This is a genomic window from Allobrachymonas denitrificans DSM 15123 (assembly GCF_900110225.1).
Lineage (GTDB): Bacteria > Pseudomonadota > Gammaproteobacteria > Burkholderiales > Burkholderiaceae_C > Brachymonas > Brachymonas denitrificans.
In genome coordinates, this window is record NZ_FOCW01000001.1 from 454125 (window position 1) to 469780 (window position 15656).

15 protein-coding genes are annotated in these 15656 nt (G+C 64.3%); 12 read left to right on the forward strand and 3 right to left on the reverse strand.

Annotation, left to right across the window (positions count from 1 at the left end; translation table 11 throughout):
• The first annotated feature begins 13 nt into the window (after positions 1-13).
• From BMW28_RS02150 to dtd, 9 genes are all read left to right on the forward strand, one after another.
• Positions 14-901: an alpha/beta hydrolase family protein gene (locus BMW28_RS02150; RefSeq protein ID WP_234969945.1), complete on the forward strand. Its 888-nt coding sequence runs from the start codon at positions 14-16 to the stop codon at positions 899-901.
• 21 nt (positions 902-922) lie between these two features.
• Complete coding sequence (locus BMW28_RS02155) at positions 923-1705, forward strand: enoyl-CoA hydratase/isomerase family protein (protein WP_091813266.1); 783 nt, start codon at positions 923-925, stop codon at positions 1703-1705.
• Between the two features lie 120 nt (positions 1706-1825).
• On the forward strand, positions 1826-2557 hold the full coding sequence (locus BMW28_RS02160) for a DUF4126 domain-containing protein (RefSeq protein ID WP_407640924.1): 732 nt from the start codon (positions 1826-1828) through the stop codon (positions 2555-2557).
• Between the two features lie 40 nt (positions 2558-2597).
• Positions 2598-4640: an acetyl/propionyl/methylcrotonyl-CoA carboxylase subunit alpha gene (locus BMW28_RS02165; protein ID WP_091813269.1), complete on the forward strand. Its 2043-nt coding sequence runs from the start codon at positions 2598-2600 to the stop codon at positions 4638-4640.
• A 74-nt stretch (positions 4641-4714) separates the two neighbouring features.
• Positions 4715-5311 carry a DUF2799 domain-containing protein gene (locus BMW28_RS02170; protein ID WP_091813272.1) on the forward strand — a complete coding sequence of 199 codons (597 nt, stop codon included), beginning with the start codon at positions 4715-4717 and terminating at the stop codon, positions 5309-5311.
• Positions 5312-5340: 29 nt separating this feature from the next.
• The gene (locus BMW28_RS02175) at positions 5341-6258 is read left to right on the forward strand and encodes a hydroxymethylglutaryl-CoA lyase (protein WP_091813273.1); all 918 of its coding nucleotides are present in this window, start codon (positions 5341-5343) and stop codon (positions 6256-6258) included.
• A gap of 113 nt (positions 6259-6371) precedes the next feature.
• A complete protein-coding gene (locus BMW28_RS02180) occupies positions 6372-6623 on the forward strand; it encodes a DUF1289 domain-containing protein (protein ID WP_407640925.1) in 252 nt (83 codons plus the stop codon).
• 11 nt (positions 6624-6634) lie between these two features.
• Entirely contained in the window at positions 6635-7270 is a 636-nt protein-coding gene (locus BMW28_RS02185) for a DsbA family protein (protein ID WP_159430682.1), read from the forward strand.
• Positions 7267-7722 (forward strand): D-aminoacyl-tRNA deacylase, encoded by a 456-nt coding sequence (gene dtd / locus BMW28_RS02190; protein WP_091813276.1) that lies wholly within the window; start codon positions 7267-7269, stop codon positions 7720-7722. Before BMW28_RS02185 ends, dtd begins: the two co-directional genes overlap by 4 nt.
• 63 nt (positions 7723-7785) lie before the next feature.
• Here the strand turns inward: dtd and BMW28_RS12880 are convergent, their stop codons facing one another.
• Positions 7786-7959 carry a hypothetical protein gene (locus tag BMW28_RS12880; protein WP_159430684.1) on the reverse strand — a complete coding sequence of 58 codons (174 nt, stop codon included), beginning with the start codon at positions 7957-7959 and terminating at the stop codon, positions 7786-7788.
• 190 nt (positions 7960-8149) lie between these two features.
• On the opposite strand from BMW28_RS12880, the gene BMW28_RS02195 reads away from it, so the two are divergent.
• Positions 8150-9577: a solute carrier family 23 protein gene (locus BMW28_RS02195; protein WP_091813279.1), complete on the forward strand. Its 1428-nt coding sequence runs from the start codon at positions 8150-8152 to the stop codon at positions 9575-9577.
• Positions 9578-9737: 160 nt separating this feature from the next.
• On the opposite strand, the gene BMW28_RS02200 is transcribed toward BMW28_RS02195, so the two are convergent.
• Both BMW28_RS02200 and ilvD read right to left on the reverse strand, forming a co-directional pair.
• Complete coding sequence (locus tag BMW28_RS02200; RefSeq protein WP_091813282.1) at positions 9738-10640, reverse strand: DMT family transporter; 903 nt, start codon at positions 10638-10640, stop codon at positions 9738-9740.
• A gap of 72 nt (positions 10641-10712) precedes the next feature.
• Positions 10713-12581: a dihydroxy-acid dehydratase gene (gene ilvD / locus BMW28_RS02205; RefSeq protein ID WP_091813284.1), complete on the reverse strand. Its 1869-nt coding sequence runs from the start codon at positions 12579-12581 to the stop codon at positions 10713-10715.
• A 210-nt stretch (positions 12582-12791) separates the two neighbouring features.
• Here ilvD and BMW28_RS02210 point away from each other — a divergent pair, with 210 nt between their 5' ends.
• Positions 12792-14138 (forward strand): acetyl-CoA hydrolase/transferase family protein, encoded by a 1347-nt coding sequence (locus tag BMW28_RS02210; protein WP_091813287.1) that lies wholly within the window; start codon positions 12792-12794, stop codon positions 14136-14138.
• A 165-nt stretch (positions 14139-14303) separates the two neighbouring features.
• Positions 14304-15599 (forward strand): acetyl-CoA hydrolase/transferase family protein, encoded by a 1296-nt coding sequence (locus BMW28_RS02215; RefSeq protein WP_091813289.1) that lies wholly within the window; start codon positions 14304-14306, stop codon positions 15597-15599.
• The last annotated feature ends 57 nt before the right edge of the window (positions 15600-15656 follow it).

Consider the following 15656-nt stretch of genomic DNA (forward strand, 5'->3'; position numbering starts at 1 on the left):
CACAGGGCTGGCCGTGCTGCGCAAGCTGTTCCTTCTTGCAACGCTGGCCGCCGTGGCGGCCAGTGCGCAGGCGCGCCTGCAGGAAGAGCGGCTGGATGTGCCGGTCACCGTGAAGGACCGCGCCGGCCAGGTCGAAACCCGGCTGGTGCGCACCTCGCTGTTCCGCGACGATGCCAACAAGAGCAACGCCCCGGTGGCCATCATCCTGCATGGCCGTCCGGCCGACAGTGCTGCCAAGGCCGACATGGGCCGGGCCCGCTTCTCCGCTGCCGTCGATTTCTTCGTGAAACGTGGCTACGTGGTGGCGGTGCCGACCCGCATCGGCTACGGTGTGACTGGCGGGCGCGATGTGGAGGCTTCCGGCAACTGCGAGCGGCGCGAGTTCGGCCCCGGTTTTCAGGCAGCAGCCGATCAGGCGCTGGCCGTGCTCGAGGTGGTGCGCAAGCGCCCCGGCGTGACGGATGACCGCACCGTGCTGGTGGGCCATTCCTATGGCGGCATCGCGGCCCTGGCGGCTGCGGCGCGCAAGCCGGCTGGCGTGCGTGCGGTGATCAATGTTTCCGGCGGTGCCGGTGGCGATCCCAAGCTGCGTCCGCAACAGCCCTGTTCGACCTTTCCGCTGGCACAGCAGTTGCGCAGCTTCGGTACTTCAGTACGCGTGCCGACGCTCTGGCTCTATGCCACCAACGACCGCTATTTCGGTGACACCGTACCGAAGCAGTGGTTCGACGCCTACAGCCGCATCGGCGGCGCGGGCGAGTTCGTGGATGTGGGGCGCGTGGGCGCCGACGGCCACGCACTGTTCACCCATTTCCCGGGAATCTGGCAACCCCGGGTCGCCAGCTTTCTCGACCGCCACGGCCTGCGTGCAGCACGCACCGGCCGCGGCAGCAAGTCATAACGACAAGACGGAGTTTGATTCATGACCGCACTTGTGACCACCATCGAAGGCCATGTCGCCACCCTCACGCTCAGCCGTCCAGATGTGCGCAATGCCTTCAACGATGAAGTCATCGCCGAACTGACACAGGCTTTTACCGACATCGGCAACAACGCTGACGTGCGCTGTGTGGTGCTGGCCGCCGAAGGCCCGGCCTTCTGCGCCGGTGCCGACCTGAACTGGATGCGCCGCATGGCCGACTACACGCGCGACGAGAACCTCGCCGACGCCGGCAAGCTGGCCGAGATGCTGCGCGTGATCTACACCTGCCCCAAGCCGACCATCGCGCGCGTGCAGGGCGATGTCTATGCCGGCGGCATGGGCCTGGTTGCTGCCTGCGACATGGTGGTGAGCGTGGATACCGCCAACTACTGCCTGAGCGAAGTCAAGCTGGGCCTGATTCCGGCCACCATCAGCCCCTACGTGATCCGCGCCATGGGCCCGCGTGCCTCGCACCGCTACTTCCTGACGGCCGAGCGCTTCGATGCCAAGGAAGCCCATCGCATCGGTTTTGTGCATGAGCTGGTGACGGCAGAAGAACTCGACGCCAAGGTGGCCGAGATTGCCAAGGCCCTGTGCATGGCCAGCCCGGCAGCCGTCAAGGCCTGCAAGCTGCTGGTGCAGGACGTGGCCGAGCAGGAGATCACCCCCGAGCTCATCGCCGACACGGTAGCCGGCATTGCCGACATCCGCGCCAGCGAAGAGGGCCGCGAGGGTGTGCAGAGCTTCCTGCAGAAGCGCAAGCCGTCCTGGCTCGAGAAATAAGCCGGGCTCACCGAAAACGCATTCGATCATGAACAAGTACCGCCTTTCCATCGCACAGCCTTCCCGCCAGGGCCGGCCTGCGTACCATGGTGCGGCACCTGTTTCTCCATGGAGACGCTCATGATCGACACCGTATTGCAATGGTTCCAGCAATGGCTGCCCTTCCTGCAGCAGACCGGCGATGTGCTCAGCAGCGCCGGGCACTCTGCAGGCGATGTGGCAGGCCAGGCGCTGGGCAAGATGGACATGGCCGGCCTGCTGGCCCTGGCCGGTGCGCTGGGCTGGGCCAGTGGCTTTCGCCTGTACGCCGTGGTGTTTCTCACCGGCCTGATGGGGCTGCTGGGCTGGGTACCGCTGCCGCACAGCATGCAGTTGCTGGAACATCCGGCCGTGCTGGGTGCCAGCGGCTTCATGCTGTTCATGGAGTTCTTCGCCGACAAGATTCCGGGGCTGGACAGCCTCTGGGATCTGGCGAACAGCGTGATCCGCATCCCCGCCGGCGCTGCGCTGGCCGGCAGCGTGTTCGGTGCCGATGGCGGCACCATGACGCTGGTGGCCACCATTCTGGGTGGTACCCTGGCTGCCACCAGCCAGGCCGCCAAGACGACCACGCGCGCTGCCATCAACACCTCACCCGAACCCTTCAGCAACGTGGCGGCCAGCCTGTTCGAGGACGGGCTGGTGGTCGGCATCCTCTGGCTTGCAGTCAACCAGCCCATCGTCTTTGGCGTGGTGCTGCTGGTGGCCGTGGTGCTGATGGTGCTGGTAACGATTCTTCTGGTGCGCTTCCTGCGCGCCGCCATTCGCCGTTTGAAAACATGGTTCGGGGCGGAGCCGGCGCCATCACCCTGATGGCCGGCCGACCCCGACGACAGATACCAAGGAGACTGTGATGTTCAAGAAAATCCTGATTGCCAACCGCGGCGAAATTGCCTGCCGCGTGGCTTCCACGGCGCGCCGCATGGGCGTACAGACGGTGGCGGTGTATTCCGATGCCGACGCCCGTTCCAAGCATGTGCAGCTGTGCAACGAAGCCGTGCATGTGGGCGGCAGCGCCCCCAAGGACAGCTACCTGCAATGGCAGCGCATCATCGATGCCGCCAAGTCCAAGGGCGCGCAGGCGATCCACCCCGGCTACGGTTTCCTGAGCGAGAACGAGGAATTTGCCCAGGCCTGTGCCGACGCCGGTCTGGTGTTCATCGGCCCGCCGGCATCCGCCATCCTGGCCATGGGCCTGAAGGCCGAATCCAAGCGCCTGATGGAGCAGGCCGGCGTGCCGCTGGTGCCGGGCTACCACGGTGCCGACCAGGACCCCGACCTGCTGAAGAAAGAGGCAGACCGCATCGGCTACCCGGTGCTGATCAAGGCCAGCGCCGGCGGCGGTGGCAAGGGCATGCGCCTGGTCGAGAAGGCCGAGGACTTTGCCGCTGCACTCGAGTCCTGCAAGCGCGAAGCCATCAACAGCTTTGGCGATGACGCCGTGCTGGTCGAGAAATACGTGCTGCGTCCGCGCCACATCGAGATTCAGGTATTTGGCGACACGCATGGCAACTACGTCTACCTGTTCGAGCGTGACTGCTCGGTGCAGCGCCGCCACCAGAAGGTGCTGGAAGAAGCACCCGCTCCGGGCATGACGCCCGAGCTGCGCAAGCAGATGGGCGAGGCTGCCGTGGCTGCTGCCCGTGCCGTGAACTACGTCGGCGCCGGCACGGTCGAATTCATCGTCGAGCAGCCGGGTGGCTACGACAAGCCGGAAGAAATGAAGTTCTACTTCATGGAAATGAACACCCGCCTGCAGGTGGAGCACCCGGTCACCGAAGCCATCACCGGTACCGACCTGGTCGAATGGCAGCTGCGCGTGGCGGCCGGCGAAAAGCTGCCGAAGACGCAGGACGAACTGCAGATCAACGGCCACGCCATCGAGGCGCGTATCAACGCCGAGAACCCCGAGAACAACTTCCTGCCGGTGACCGGCACGCTCAAGACCTACCGCACGCCCGAGTGGAGCGTGACTTTCGAGCGTGGCGATGCCCGCGTGGACTCCGGCGTACGTGAAGGCGATGCCATCAGCCCGTTCTACGACTCCATGATCGCCAAGCTGATCGTGTGGGGCGCCGACCGCGAGCAGGCGCTGGCCCGTCTGGACGGCGCGCTGGCACACATGCGCATCGTCGGCCTGACCACCAACGTGCAGTTCCTGCGCCAGATCCTGGCGACCGAGTCCTTCAGCCAGGCCAAGCTGGACACGGCGCTGATCCCGCGCGAGGCCGATGTGCTGTTCGGCCAGGACAGCCTGGGTATGCCGATGAGCGTGGCAGCGGCCATTGGTCACCGCACCTTCAACGAAATCAAGGATCTGCAGGGCAAGGACCCGTTCAGCCGCCGTGACGGCTGGCGTGCTTACGGCGGTTTCAGCCGCCAGTTCCAGCTGATGTACCGTGGCGAGCCGCTGCAGGCCGACCTGCGCTACGAACACGACGGTACCTACTACATCGTCATCAGCAAGCCGGACGGCACGCTGCACCCCGAGGTGCTGACCGAAGGTCCGCTGATCGTGGAAGAGCGTGATGATGGCCGCATGGACGTGCGCTATGGCGATGATCGCCAGGTGCTGCAGGCCTGGCTGGATGGCGAAGAGCTGAACGTGTTCAGCCAGCGCGGCTCCAGCCAGATCACCGTGGTCGACTCCCTGTTCCACTCCGGCGAGGGTGGCGAGGGTGGCCGTCTGACGGCCCCGATGCCGGGCAAGGTGGTGTCCTTTGCCGTGAAGGCAGGCGACAAGGTAGCCAAGGGTCAGCCGCTGGCGGTGATGGAGGCCATGAAGATGGAGCACACCATTTCCGCACCGGCGGACGGTGAAGTAGTCGAATTGCTGTTTGCACCGGGCGACCAGGTGCAGGATGGCGACGAACTGCTGACGCTGAAATCCGCCTGAGCGGGTTGCACCCTGTAACCCGGCTGCGCCCACGGCCTGTACCATCGCTGCCTTTTCCGACAGAGAGGTTTCACATGGTTAAAACGCATGCCTTCCGCCGCGTCGCCGCTACCGGTGGCGCTGTCCTGCTGCTCACCCTGGCAGGCTGCGCCACGGTCGATCCCGTGCAGCAATGCAGCGTGACCGACTGGCACAAGACGGGCCTGAACGAGGCGTTGAAAGGACGTGGGTCGCAGTATGCGCAGGACCGCTTTACGCGCTGCGAAGCCGCGGGTGTGCGCGGCACGCAGCAGGCATGGCAAAGCGGCTGGCAGCAGGGCCATCAGGAGTTCTGCTCCAGCCCCGCTCGCGCAGTCGAATTTGCCCGCCAGGGCGGACGCTACACACTGGGACATTGCCCGGCTGCTGCCGAGGCCGAGTTCCTGCGCCACTACCAACCCGCTGCCGAACAGCGCGCCCATGAACAGACCATGCGCCAGCTGCAGCAGCGGCTCGATTCCCGCCAGAACGCACGCAACAACGTGGTGCGCGAACTGGCCCGCAGCGACCGGCAGACGGCTGACCATCAGCGCCGCCTGCTGGCCGAGAAGCGGATCATCGACAACGACATCCGGAACATCGAACGGCAGATGCAGATGCAGATGCAATTGCTGAACCGGGTGATCCGCTGATGTCCTGACATCTTCCCGAAAGGCTTCCCATGCTTCCCTCCAAAGCCCAAATCATCGAACTCGGCCCGCGTGACGGCCTGCAGAACGAAAAGCAGACCGTGCCCACCGAGATCAAGGTCGACCTGATCCACCGCCTGGTGGATGCCGGCGTGACAAAGCTGGAAACCACCAGCTTTGTCAGCCCCAAGTGGGTGCCGCAGATGGGCGACAACACTGAGGTGATGAACGCGATCCAGCGCAAGCCGGGCGTGGTCTATTCGGTGCTGGTGCCCAACATGAAGGGCTACGAGGCAGCGGTGCTGACGAAGCCCGACGAAGTGACGGTGTTTGGCGCGGCCAGCGAAGCCTTCAGCCAGAAGAACATCAACTGCTCTATCGCAGAAAGCATCGAGCGCTTTGCGCCGGTGGTCGAGGCGGCGCTGGCTGCAGGCATGAAAGTGCGCGCCGCCATGAGCTGCACAGTGGGTTGCCCCTACGAGGGTGAGATCGCTCCCGAGCGCGTGGACTACCTTGCGGGCCTGCTGAAGAACATCGGCGTGCAGCAGGTGGCCGTGGCCGACACCATTGGCGTCGGCACGCCGCTCAAGGTGCAGCGCGCGATCGAGGCGACGCTGAAGCACTTCAGCGTGGACCAGATCAGCGGCCACTTCCACGACACCTATGGCCAGGCACTGGCCAACACGCTGGCTGCGGTGCAGATGGGCGTGTGGCAGCACGAGACCTCCGTCGCCGGCCTGGGCGGCTGCCCCTACGCCAAGGGTGCAACCGGCAACGTGGCGACCGAAGATGTGGTCTACATGCTGCACGGCATGGGCATCGACACCGGCATCGATCTGGACAAGCTGATCGACGCCGGCCAGATGATCAGCGACTTCCTGAACCGTCCGTCCGGCTCGCGCGTGGCGCGCGCGCTGCTGACCAAGCGCGCGTCGGCTGCCTGCGCCTGATGCGCCAGAAACCCGGGCGGTGACGCAGGTCGCCGCCCTGATGCCGTGGTGGCACGCATGTTGAATACGGAAGCAAGGCCGCCACCAGCGCCGGGGCGCCGATAATGGCGGCAATGACTGCATCCACCCGTTCCACCGAGAAAGAGGCGCAAGCCCTGGCCGCGCGCGTTGCCTGCGCGCTGGCCATGCCACAATGCCCCTCGCCCTGCATCAACGTCTGCCAGATCGATCCGGCCAGCGGCTTGTGCCGTGGCTGCTGGCGCACGCTGGACGAGATCGCGCACTGGTCGGTGCTGGACGAGGAGGAGAAGCAGGCCATCTGGCGTGCGCTGCCGGCGCGCAGCCAGACCTTCGTGCCACGCTGAGGAGTACTGCAGTGCCCACCATCCACTTCTATTTCGACTTTGTCTCTCCCTACGCCTACGTGGCCTTTCACGCCTTGCCGCGTACGCTGGCGGGCCTGCCATACCAGGTGGTGCACCGTCCGCTGGTGCTGGGAGCCTTGCTGAAGGCGCATGGCACGCCGGTGCCGGTCAGCCTGCCACCCAAGCGCGACTGGCTGTTCCGCCACGCCAGCTGGCTGGCGCGTGAGCAGGGGCTGGATTTTGCCCTGCCGGCCGTCCATCCGTTCAATTCCATCCCCTGGCTGCGCATGGCGCTGGCTGCCAGTCCGCAGGGCGAGCCCGGGCGCCATGTGTGCGAAACCCTGTTCAATGCCATCTGGCAGGGCGGGCGTGATGTCGATGATGCCGCGCTGCGCGATGCGGTGTGGCAGGAACTGGTGCGTGAACTGCCGGCGGTGCGTGATCCAGCAGAGGCGGCGGTCAAGGAGGAGCTGTTTGCCATTGGTGAAGCGGCGTTGCAGCATGGCGTGTTTGGCGTTCCCTCCTGCGTGCTGTTGCCCGAAGAAGAGGGCGGCGCTCCAGAGCTGTTCTGGGGCGTGGAAGGCCTGCCCATGCTGCGTGAGGCCCTGCTCGCGCGCACGGCCGCCGTGGAGGCGTCCGAGGCATGAAAGCCCTGCTGCAACGGGTGCGCGAGGCGAGTGTGACGGTGGAAGGCAGCGTGGTCGGGCAGATCGGGCCCGGTCTGCTGGTGTTGCTGTGTGCCGAGCCCCAAGACACCGAGGCCGTTGCCGACAGGATGCTCGCCAAGATCCTGAAGCTGCGCATTTTCAGTGACGATGCCGGCAAGATGAACCGAAGCGTGCAGGATCTGGACGGTGCAGGCACGCCCGGCGGGCTGCTGCTGGTCAGCCAGTTCACGCTGGCTGCGGATTGCAGCGGCGGCAACCGGCCCAGCTTTACCGCTGCGGCACCCGCCGCCCTGGGCAAGGCGCTGTACGACTACAGCGTCGCACAGGCCACCACCCTGCTTCCGCACGTGGCCAGCGGTGTGTTCGGCGCCGACATGCAGGTCGCGCTGGTCAATGACGGGCCGGTGACGATCTGGCTCGAGATGGCCTGAGTTCGAGATGGCCTGATACAGGCAGGAATCCTGTGGCCAGGCCGCGGTGCGGTGTGCTCCACGTCAGTCGATGTTGCCTTGCAGGGCCATCGCCAGCGCTGCCATCTTGTCGAGTGCAAGGCGAAACGACTCCGGCAATACACCTTCTACGAAGGTACCTGGGAGACCTTCAGCTCCGGGAAAGTCATCCAGCAGCGCAGCAAGCACATAAAAGTGGCCTTTTGAACGCAAGGCCAAGCCGCAATTCGGCCGCAGGTAGCGCCGAGGCGGGAAGGCGGTGCGCCTGTGTCATACGGACCGATGACAGGGCTAGCAGAAAACCGGTAAAGCACAATGTCAATGTCGCACTAGGGTAAACCCGTATATGGTTTACGTGAATCATCGGTATAAACCCGTACTTTGTAGTTCAACTAACAATTTGATACCCATGCCCATTCAACGCGAATACGGCGCCGAGCATCCGTTCTGGAAAGCCGGCCCCTTCAAGATCCGACTGCCTTTCATCCACTACCGCTGGGAATTCCCGGAAATGGTGCAGGGCCTGTTCATGTTTGTCGTGAGCCTCGGCATGATCCCGCTGCTCATGAAATATCTGGCCATGCCCTACGAAGCGGCGCTGGCCTTCTGCGTGATCGCCGGCATCGGCTACCTGCTGCCGGCCCTGATGGGTGTGCCGCTGGTGCCGGGATGGATCACGCCCGCGATTCCGGTGGTGCTGCTCTACCTGCAGAACTTCGAGCCCGGCCCGGAAGCCGTGCGCGCCATGTTTGCGCTGCAGGTCGAAGTGTTCATCATCTTTCTGGTGCTGGGGCTGACCGGTCTGGGCAACAAGCTGGTGACGCTGATTCCCAACTCGCTCAAGTCAGGCATCATCATTGGCGCCGGTATTGCCGCCATGATGGGTGAACTGAAAACCGGCGGCCGCATCGACGCCACGCCGATTTCCCTGCTGATCGGTTCCATCGTTTCCGCCTACATCCTGTTCTCGCTGTCGTTCAAGCACATCGTCGAGACCAACCGCTTCGCCAAGATCATCTCCAACTTCGGCATGATCCCCGGCATGCTGATCGCCATGGCCATCGGCTGGGCGGTGAGCGAGTACCCGCTGCCCGATATCGAGTGGGGTATCACCCAGCCCGACTTCGCGCTGATGATGAACTATCTGGTGTACACCACCGGCATGCCCAGCACCGAGATGTTCCTGCTGGCCATTCCCACCGCCATCATCGCCTACGTGATCGCCTTTGGTGACATTCTGGTCGGCTTTGCCCTGTGCAAGCGCGTGGATCACCTGCGCCAGGACGAGGTGATCGAGCTGGACGTGACGCGCGTGCACATCGTGACCGCGCTGCGCAACGGCCTGCATGCCCTGCTGGCACCGTGGCCGGGTCTGGCCGGTCCGCTGTGGACGGCGGCACACGCCACCGTGGCCGAGCGCTATGCCCTGGGTCGCAAGGCGATGGACTCCATCTATTCCGGTGGCGGTACCTTCTGGATCACCGGCCTGATCGCCGTGTTCATGCTGCCGCTGGTGTCGGTGTTCAAGCCGGTGCTGCCGATTGCCCTGTCGCTGACGCTGGTGCTGACTGCCTACATCTGCATCATGGTGGGCATGGAAGAGTTGAAGAACTCCGCCGAGCGTGGCGTGGCAGGCATTGTGGCGGTGACGCTGGCCATGCCCGACGCCAAGGCCACCGTGTACGCGGTGGTGATCGGTCTGACGCTGTACTGGCTGATCGAGCGTCCCAACGCGGCACAGCGCAGCAAGCGCGACCTGAGCATCATTGCCGACGACACTGCTTCCATCGAAGCCGGTGACGAGCACGGCCAGGCGCTGAAGAAGCCCAACAGCTGATTCTGACTGCCTCCGGTACTTTGCATGGCCCACTTCGGTGGGCCTTGTCGTGTCTGGAGTGGCATGAACGCGCGAATCCGGTGCGGTCGCGCCCTGCGTATCAGATACGACGCATGGGATCGAACTGGCCAATCTGGATGCGTGCGACCTGCCTTGCGTATCAGGTGCGTGTGGCAGCCTTGGGTGCGGCCTGCGACACCACCAGCCACAAGGCCAGCCCGATCATGCCGCCACCGGCCAGATGGGCCCAGGATACCTGCTCACCCAGAAACAGGGCGCCCCAGAGCACCCCGAACGCTGGCACCAGGAACGTGACCGTCAGCGAGCGCACCGGGCCGATGTCCTCCATCAGCCGGAAGAACAGGATATAGGCCCAGGCCGTGCAGAGCAGCCCCAGCGCTGCCAGCGCCAGCCACAGCATCGGAGTACCCCAGCTGGCCGGTGGTGCCGCCAGCGTGGACGTGGCAAAGAAGGGCAGCAGCAACAGGGTGGCGCCAAACTGGCTGCCCATGGCGACCAGCTTGGGATCCAGCCCACCACGTTGATGGATCCAGCGCTGGGTCAAAAATCCGGAAAACCCGTAGCAGCTGGTGGCCACCAGACAGGCCAGTGCGCCCAGCATTTCCGGCCAGCCGATGGCAACCGGTCCGACGGCCGTGAGCAGGGTCACACCTGCCAGCCCGGTGATGACGCCGACCAGCTTGCGCGGGGAGATGGCTTCCTGGAAGAACAGGGCGCCGATCAGCACCCCCATGAGGGGCGCCGTGGCATTGAAGATGGCCGAGTACCCCGCCGGCAACAGGCGTGCCGCAAAGGTGTACATCAGGAAGGGAATGCCCGAGTTGATGGCCCCGAGCAACAGGGTCTGCCGGAACTTGCCCTGGAACTGCCAGCGCGTGCGCAGCACCATCAGGATGACGATCAGTCCCAGGGAGGCAAACAGCACCCGGAAAAAGGCGGTGGGGACGGCGCCGAGCACCGGCGCCACCATGCGCATGAACAGGAAGCTGAAGCCCCAGATGGCGCCCAGCAGCAGGAGCCGCGCGTAGCTGGAATAGTGCATGGTCCGGTCTCAGGCAAAGGGATGCAGCCTGATGGCGCAGACGCTGCAGTATTCAATCAGGCACCGCGCGTATCAGCGCTCCACCTGGCTCACGTCACGCACCGCACCGGTATCGGCGCTGGTGGTCATGGCGGCGTAGGCGCGCAGGGCAGCCGACACCACGCGGTCGCGCTTGACCGGCTTCCAGGCCTGCCCCTTGCCCTTGGCTTCCATGGCAGCGCGGCGCTGTGCCAGCACCTCGTCGCTCACGGCAAGATGGATGCTGCGTTTCGGGATGTCGATCTCGATGGTGTCACCTTCTTCCACCAGGCCGATGTTGCCGCCTTCGGCCGCTTCCGGAGAGGCGTGGCCGATGCTCAGGCCCGAAGTGCCACCGGAGAAGCGGCCATCGGTCAGCAGCGCGCAGGCAGCGCCCAGGTGCTTGGACTTGAGGTAGCTGGTGGGGTAGAGCATTTCCTGCATGCCGGGGCCGCCCTTGGGGCCTTCGTAGCGGATCACCACCACGTCGCCGGCCACCACCTGGTCACCCAGGATGGCCTCGACGGCAGCGTCCTGGCTCTCGAACACGCGGGCACGGCCGGTGAACTTCCAGATGCTTTCATCGACGCCGGCCGTCTTGACCACGCAGCCGCGCTCGGCCAGGTTGCCGAAGAGTACGGCCAGGCCGCCTTCCAGCGAGTAGGCATGTTCCTTGTCGCGGATGCAGCCGTCGGCGCGGTCGGTGTCCAGGCGCGGGTAGACGCGGCTCTGGCTGAATGCCTGCGTGGTGCGGATGCCGCCCGGAGCGGCCAGGTAGCGCTGGTGTGCGGCGCTGCCTTCGGCGTTCTGCATCACGTCCCATTGCTGCAGGGCATCCTTCAGCGTGGGAGCGTGCACGGTGGAAACACCGGTCTGCAGCAGACCGGCGCGGTCCAGTTCGGCCAGGATGGCAATCACGCCGCCGGCGCGGTGCACATCTTCCATGTGGTACTTCTGGGTGGCCGGTGCCACCTTGCACAGGCAGGGCACGAGACGGCTCAGACGGTCCACATCGGCCATGCGGAAGTCCACACCGGCTTCAGTGGCAGCCGCCAGCAGGTGCAGGATGGTGTTGGTGGAACCGCCCATGGCGATGTCCAGGCTCATGGCGTTCTCGAACGCGGCCTTGGTGGCGATGTTGAGCGGCAGCACGCTGGCATCGTCCTGCTCGTAGTAGCGGCGGGCCAGATCGACGATCAGGCGGCCGGCTTCCAGGAACAGTTCCTTGCGCTGCGCGTGCGTGGCCACCAGCGAACCGTTGCCGGGCAGGGACAGGCCCAATGCCTCGGTCAGGCAGTTCATGGAGTTGGCGGTGAACATGCCGGAGCAGGAGCCGCAGGTGGGGCAGGCGCTGCGCTCGACCTGGGCCACGGTCTCGTCGGACACGCTGCTGTCGCCGGCCTCGATCATGGCGTCGATCAGGTCCAGTTTGCGCTCGACCTTGTTGCCGTCGGCAATGGCGATCACCTTGCCGGCTTCCATCGGGCCGCCGGAGACGAAGATGGTCGGGATGTTCAGGCGCATGGCGGCCATCAGCATGCCGGGGGTGATCTTGTCGCAGTTGCTGATGCAGACCAGGGCGTCGGCGCAGTGCGCGTTGACCATGTATTCCACGCTGTCGGCGATCAGGTCGCGGCTGGGCAGGCTGTACAGCATGCCGCTGTGGCCCATGGCGATGCCGTCGTCGATGGCGATGGTGTTGAATTCCTTGGCGATGCCGCCGGCCGCCTCGATTTCACGCGCCACCAGCTGGCCCAGATCATGCAGGTGCACGTGGCCGGGGACGAACTGGGTGAAGGAGTTGGCGATGGCAATGATCGGCTTGCCGAAGTCGGCGTCGGTCATGCCGGTGGCACGCCACAGGGCGCGGGCGCCGGCCATGTTGCGGCCGTGCGTGGAAGTCTTGGAACGGTAGGCGGGCACGGGGAATTCCTTGTGTGGTGATGCCGGGCAGTCAGTGTCCACGGCATCCTGCGATTATGCCAAATCGACCGGAGACGACTGCCTGTAGGGTCGTCCCGTGGCCGGGGAATCGGCCCTGCCGTTTTGGGGGTGTTTGAACGGGAGTTTTCATAGAGAACACCCCTATTGACAATGGTAAAATCCTACTAGTTGTAAAAGGAGAGGTTGACCATGGGAATGAACGAGCAAAATCTGTATCAACAAAAGCATGTCTCCGCCGAAGTGGCTGCTGCAGTGGTGAAGTCGGGCGACACGGTGTTTGTCGGCGAGTTCGCGCAGAACGTCGAGGCATTCGACACGGCTCTGGCTGCGCGCCGCAGCGAACTGCAGGAAGTGAACCTGATCACCACCACGCGCCTGAAGCCGCTGGCCTGCGTCGAGGCTGATCCGACGCGCGAATCCTTCATCTGGAACGACTGGCACTTCTCCGGCCTGGGCCGCAAGTGTGCCGAGCGTGGCCTGGCAAGCTACATCCCCTTCTCCTACCATCAGGGCCCGAAGGCCGTGCGCCTGTACGAGAGCCCGGATGTGGCGGTGGCGCAGGTCACGCCCATGGATGCCAACGGCTTCTTCAACTTCTCGACCAGCTGCTCGATGACGCCGGACTACCTGCGCAAGGCCAAGAAGGCGATTCTCGAGGTCAACACCACGGTGCCGCGCTGCCTGGGCGGCCGTGACGAGGGCATCCACATTTCCGAGATCGACATGGTGATCGAGGGCCCCAACACGCCGCTGGTGCAGCTGCCCGAAACCCAGGCCAGCGAGGCCGATATGGGCATTGCCAAGCACGTGATGCAGCTGCTGGAGGATGGTGCCACCATCCAGCTCGGCATTGGCGCGCTACCCAACATCGTGGGCTCCATGATTGCGCACAGCGACCTGAAGGATCTGGGCGTGCACACCGAGATGCTGGCCGACTCCTATGTCGACATGTACGAGGCCGGCCGCATCACCGGCAAGCACAAGAGCATCGACCAGGGCAAGATGGTGTACACCTTTGCCATGGGCTCGCAGAAGCTGTACGACTTCCTCGACAACAACCCGGCAGCCGCCATCTATCCGGTGGACTACACCAACGACCCCTGCGTGATCGGCCGCAACCCCAAGGTGTTCGCCATCAACAACGCCATCGAGGTGGACCTGTTCACGCAGGTGTCCAGCGAATCGTCCGGCACGCGCCAGATTTCCGGCACCGGCGGCCAGCTGGACTTCATCCTGGGTGCCTTCAACTCCGAAGGCGGCAAGGGCCTGATCTGCATCAGCTCCACCTACAAGCAGAAGGATGGCACCATGGCTTCGCGCATCGTGCCCACGCTGTCGCCCGGCTCGATCGTGACCTGCCCGCGTTCGCTGGTGCATTACGTGGTGACCGAGTTCGGCTACGCCCAGATGAAGGGCAAGTCGACCTGGCAGCGTGCCGAGGCGCTGATCAACATCGCGCACCCGGATTTCCGTGACCAGCTGATCAAGGATGCGGAAGCCATGGGCATCTGGCGCCGTTCCAACAAGATCGTCTGACGCCGCTCTTGTCCGTCATGCAGGCGCGCCCCTCGGGGCGCGCTTTTTCTTGTGCAGGCTCAAACGTTCAAGCCCGCTTCGGCTGGCCATTCAATAGGATTGCGTAGTACGATAGAAGGTTAGGAAAATCCCTTACTCACCCCTACGCGAAACACAGGAGCAAGAATGTCATTCCAGACTCAATACAAAGAAAAACTCATGTCTGCCGCTGATGCCGTAGGCATCGTGCACAACGGAAACACCGTGGTCGTGCCGACCGGTGTGGGTGAGCCGCCGGCCCTGATGACCGCGCTGTCCGAGCAGCGCCGCAACTTCCGCGATGTGAAGGTGTCGCAGATCCTGCCGGTGCGCAAGTACGACTATTTCGACAGCGAAACGGCCGAGCACGTGCGTCCGGTGGCCTACTTCCTGAGCGGCCATACGCGCAACTGCGTGGACGGTGGCTGGGGTGACTACATCCCCAACTACTTCTCCGAAATGCCCATGCTGTACGAGAACAACGACATGCCCTCCGATGTGGTGTTTGCGCTGGTCTCTCCCATGGACAACCATGGCTACTTCTCCGTGAGCCTGGGTACCGACTACACCATGGCCGCCATCAAGAAGGCCCGCGCCGTGGTCTTCGAAGTGAACCCGAACGTGCCATTTGCCTACGGCAACTGCCATGTGCACATTTCCGACGTGACCGCCATCGTCGAGGACGAGACGCCGGTCGCCACCGTGGGCCTGCCGGCCATCGGTCCGGTGCAGGAAGCCATCGGCAAGTACGTGGCTGACATGATCCCCGACGGCGCGACCCTGCAGATCGGCTACGGCGCCATTCCGGATGCCGTGGTGATGCAGCTGACGCACAAGAAGGACCTGGGCGTGCACACCGAGATGATCGGTGACGGCATCATGACGCTGGTGGAAGCCGGTGTGGTGACCAACCGCCGCAAGAACTACCTGCCGGGCAAGATGCTGGCGACCTTCGCGCTGGGTTCCGAGAAGCTGTACAAGTTCATGGATCGCAACCCGATGATGGAAATGCACCCGGTGGACTTCACCAACGATCCCTATCTGGCCGGCCAGAACGACAACCTGATCTCCATCAACGCCACCATGCAGGTCGACTTTGCCGGCCAGTGCGGCTCCGAGTCGCAGGGCTGGCGCGCCTACTCCGGTACCGGTGGCCAGGCCGACTTCGTGCGTGCGGCCAACCGCTCCAAGGGCGGCAAGTCCTTCATCGTGACGCCTTCCACGGCCAAGAACGACACCATTTCCCGCATCACGCCCACGCTGGCGGTCGGTACCCATGTGACCACCAGCAAGAACGACGTGAACTACGTGGTGACCGAATATGGCGTGGCCCAGTTGCGCGGCCGTACCGCCAAGGAGCGCGTGAAGGCGCTGATCGCCATTGCGCATCCCAAGTTCCGCGACGAACTGATGGAAGAAGCCAAGAAGATGAAGCTGATGTAATCGGCTGAGCTCCGCTGAGGCGCGTTCCGGTTGAGGAAATGCGTCGCGGGAGTAGAG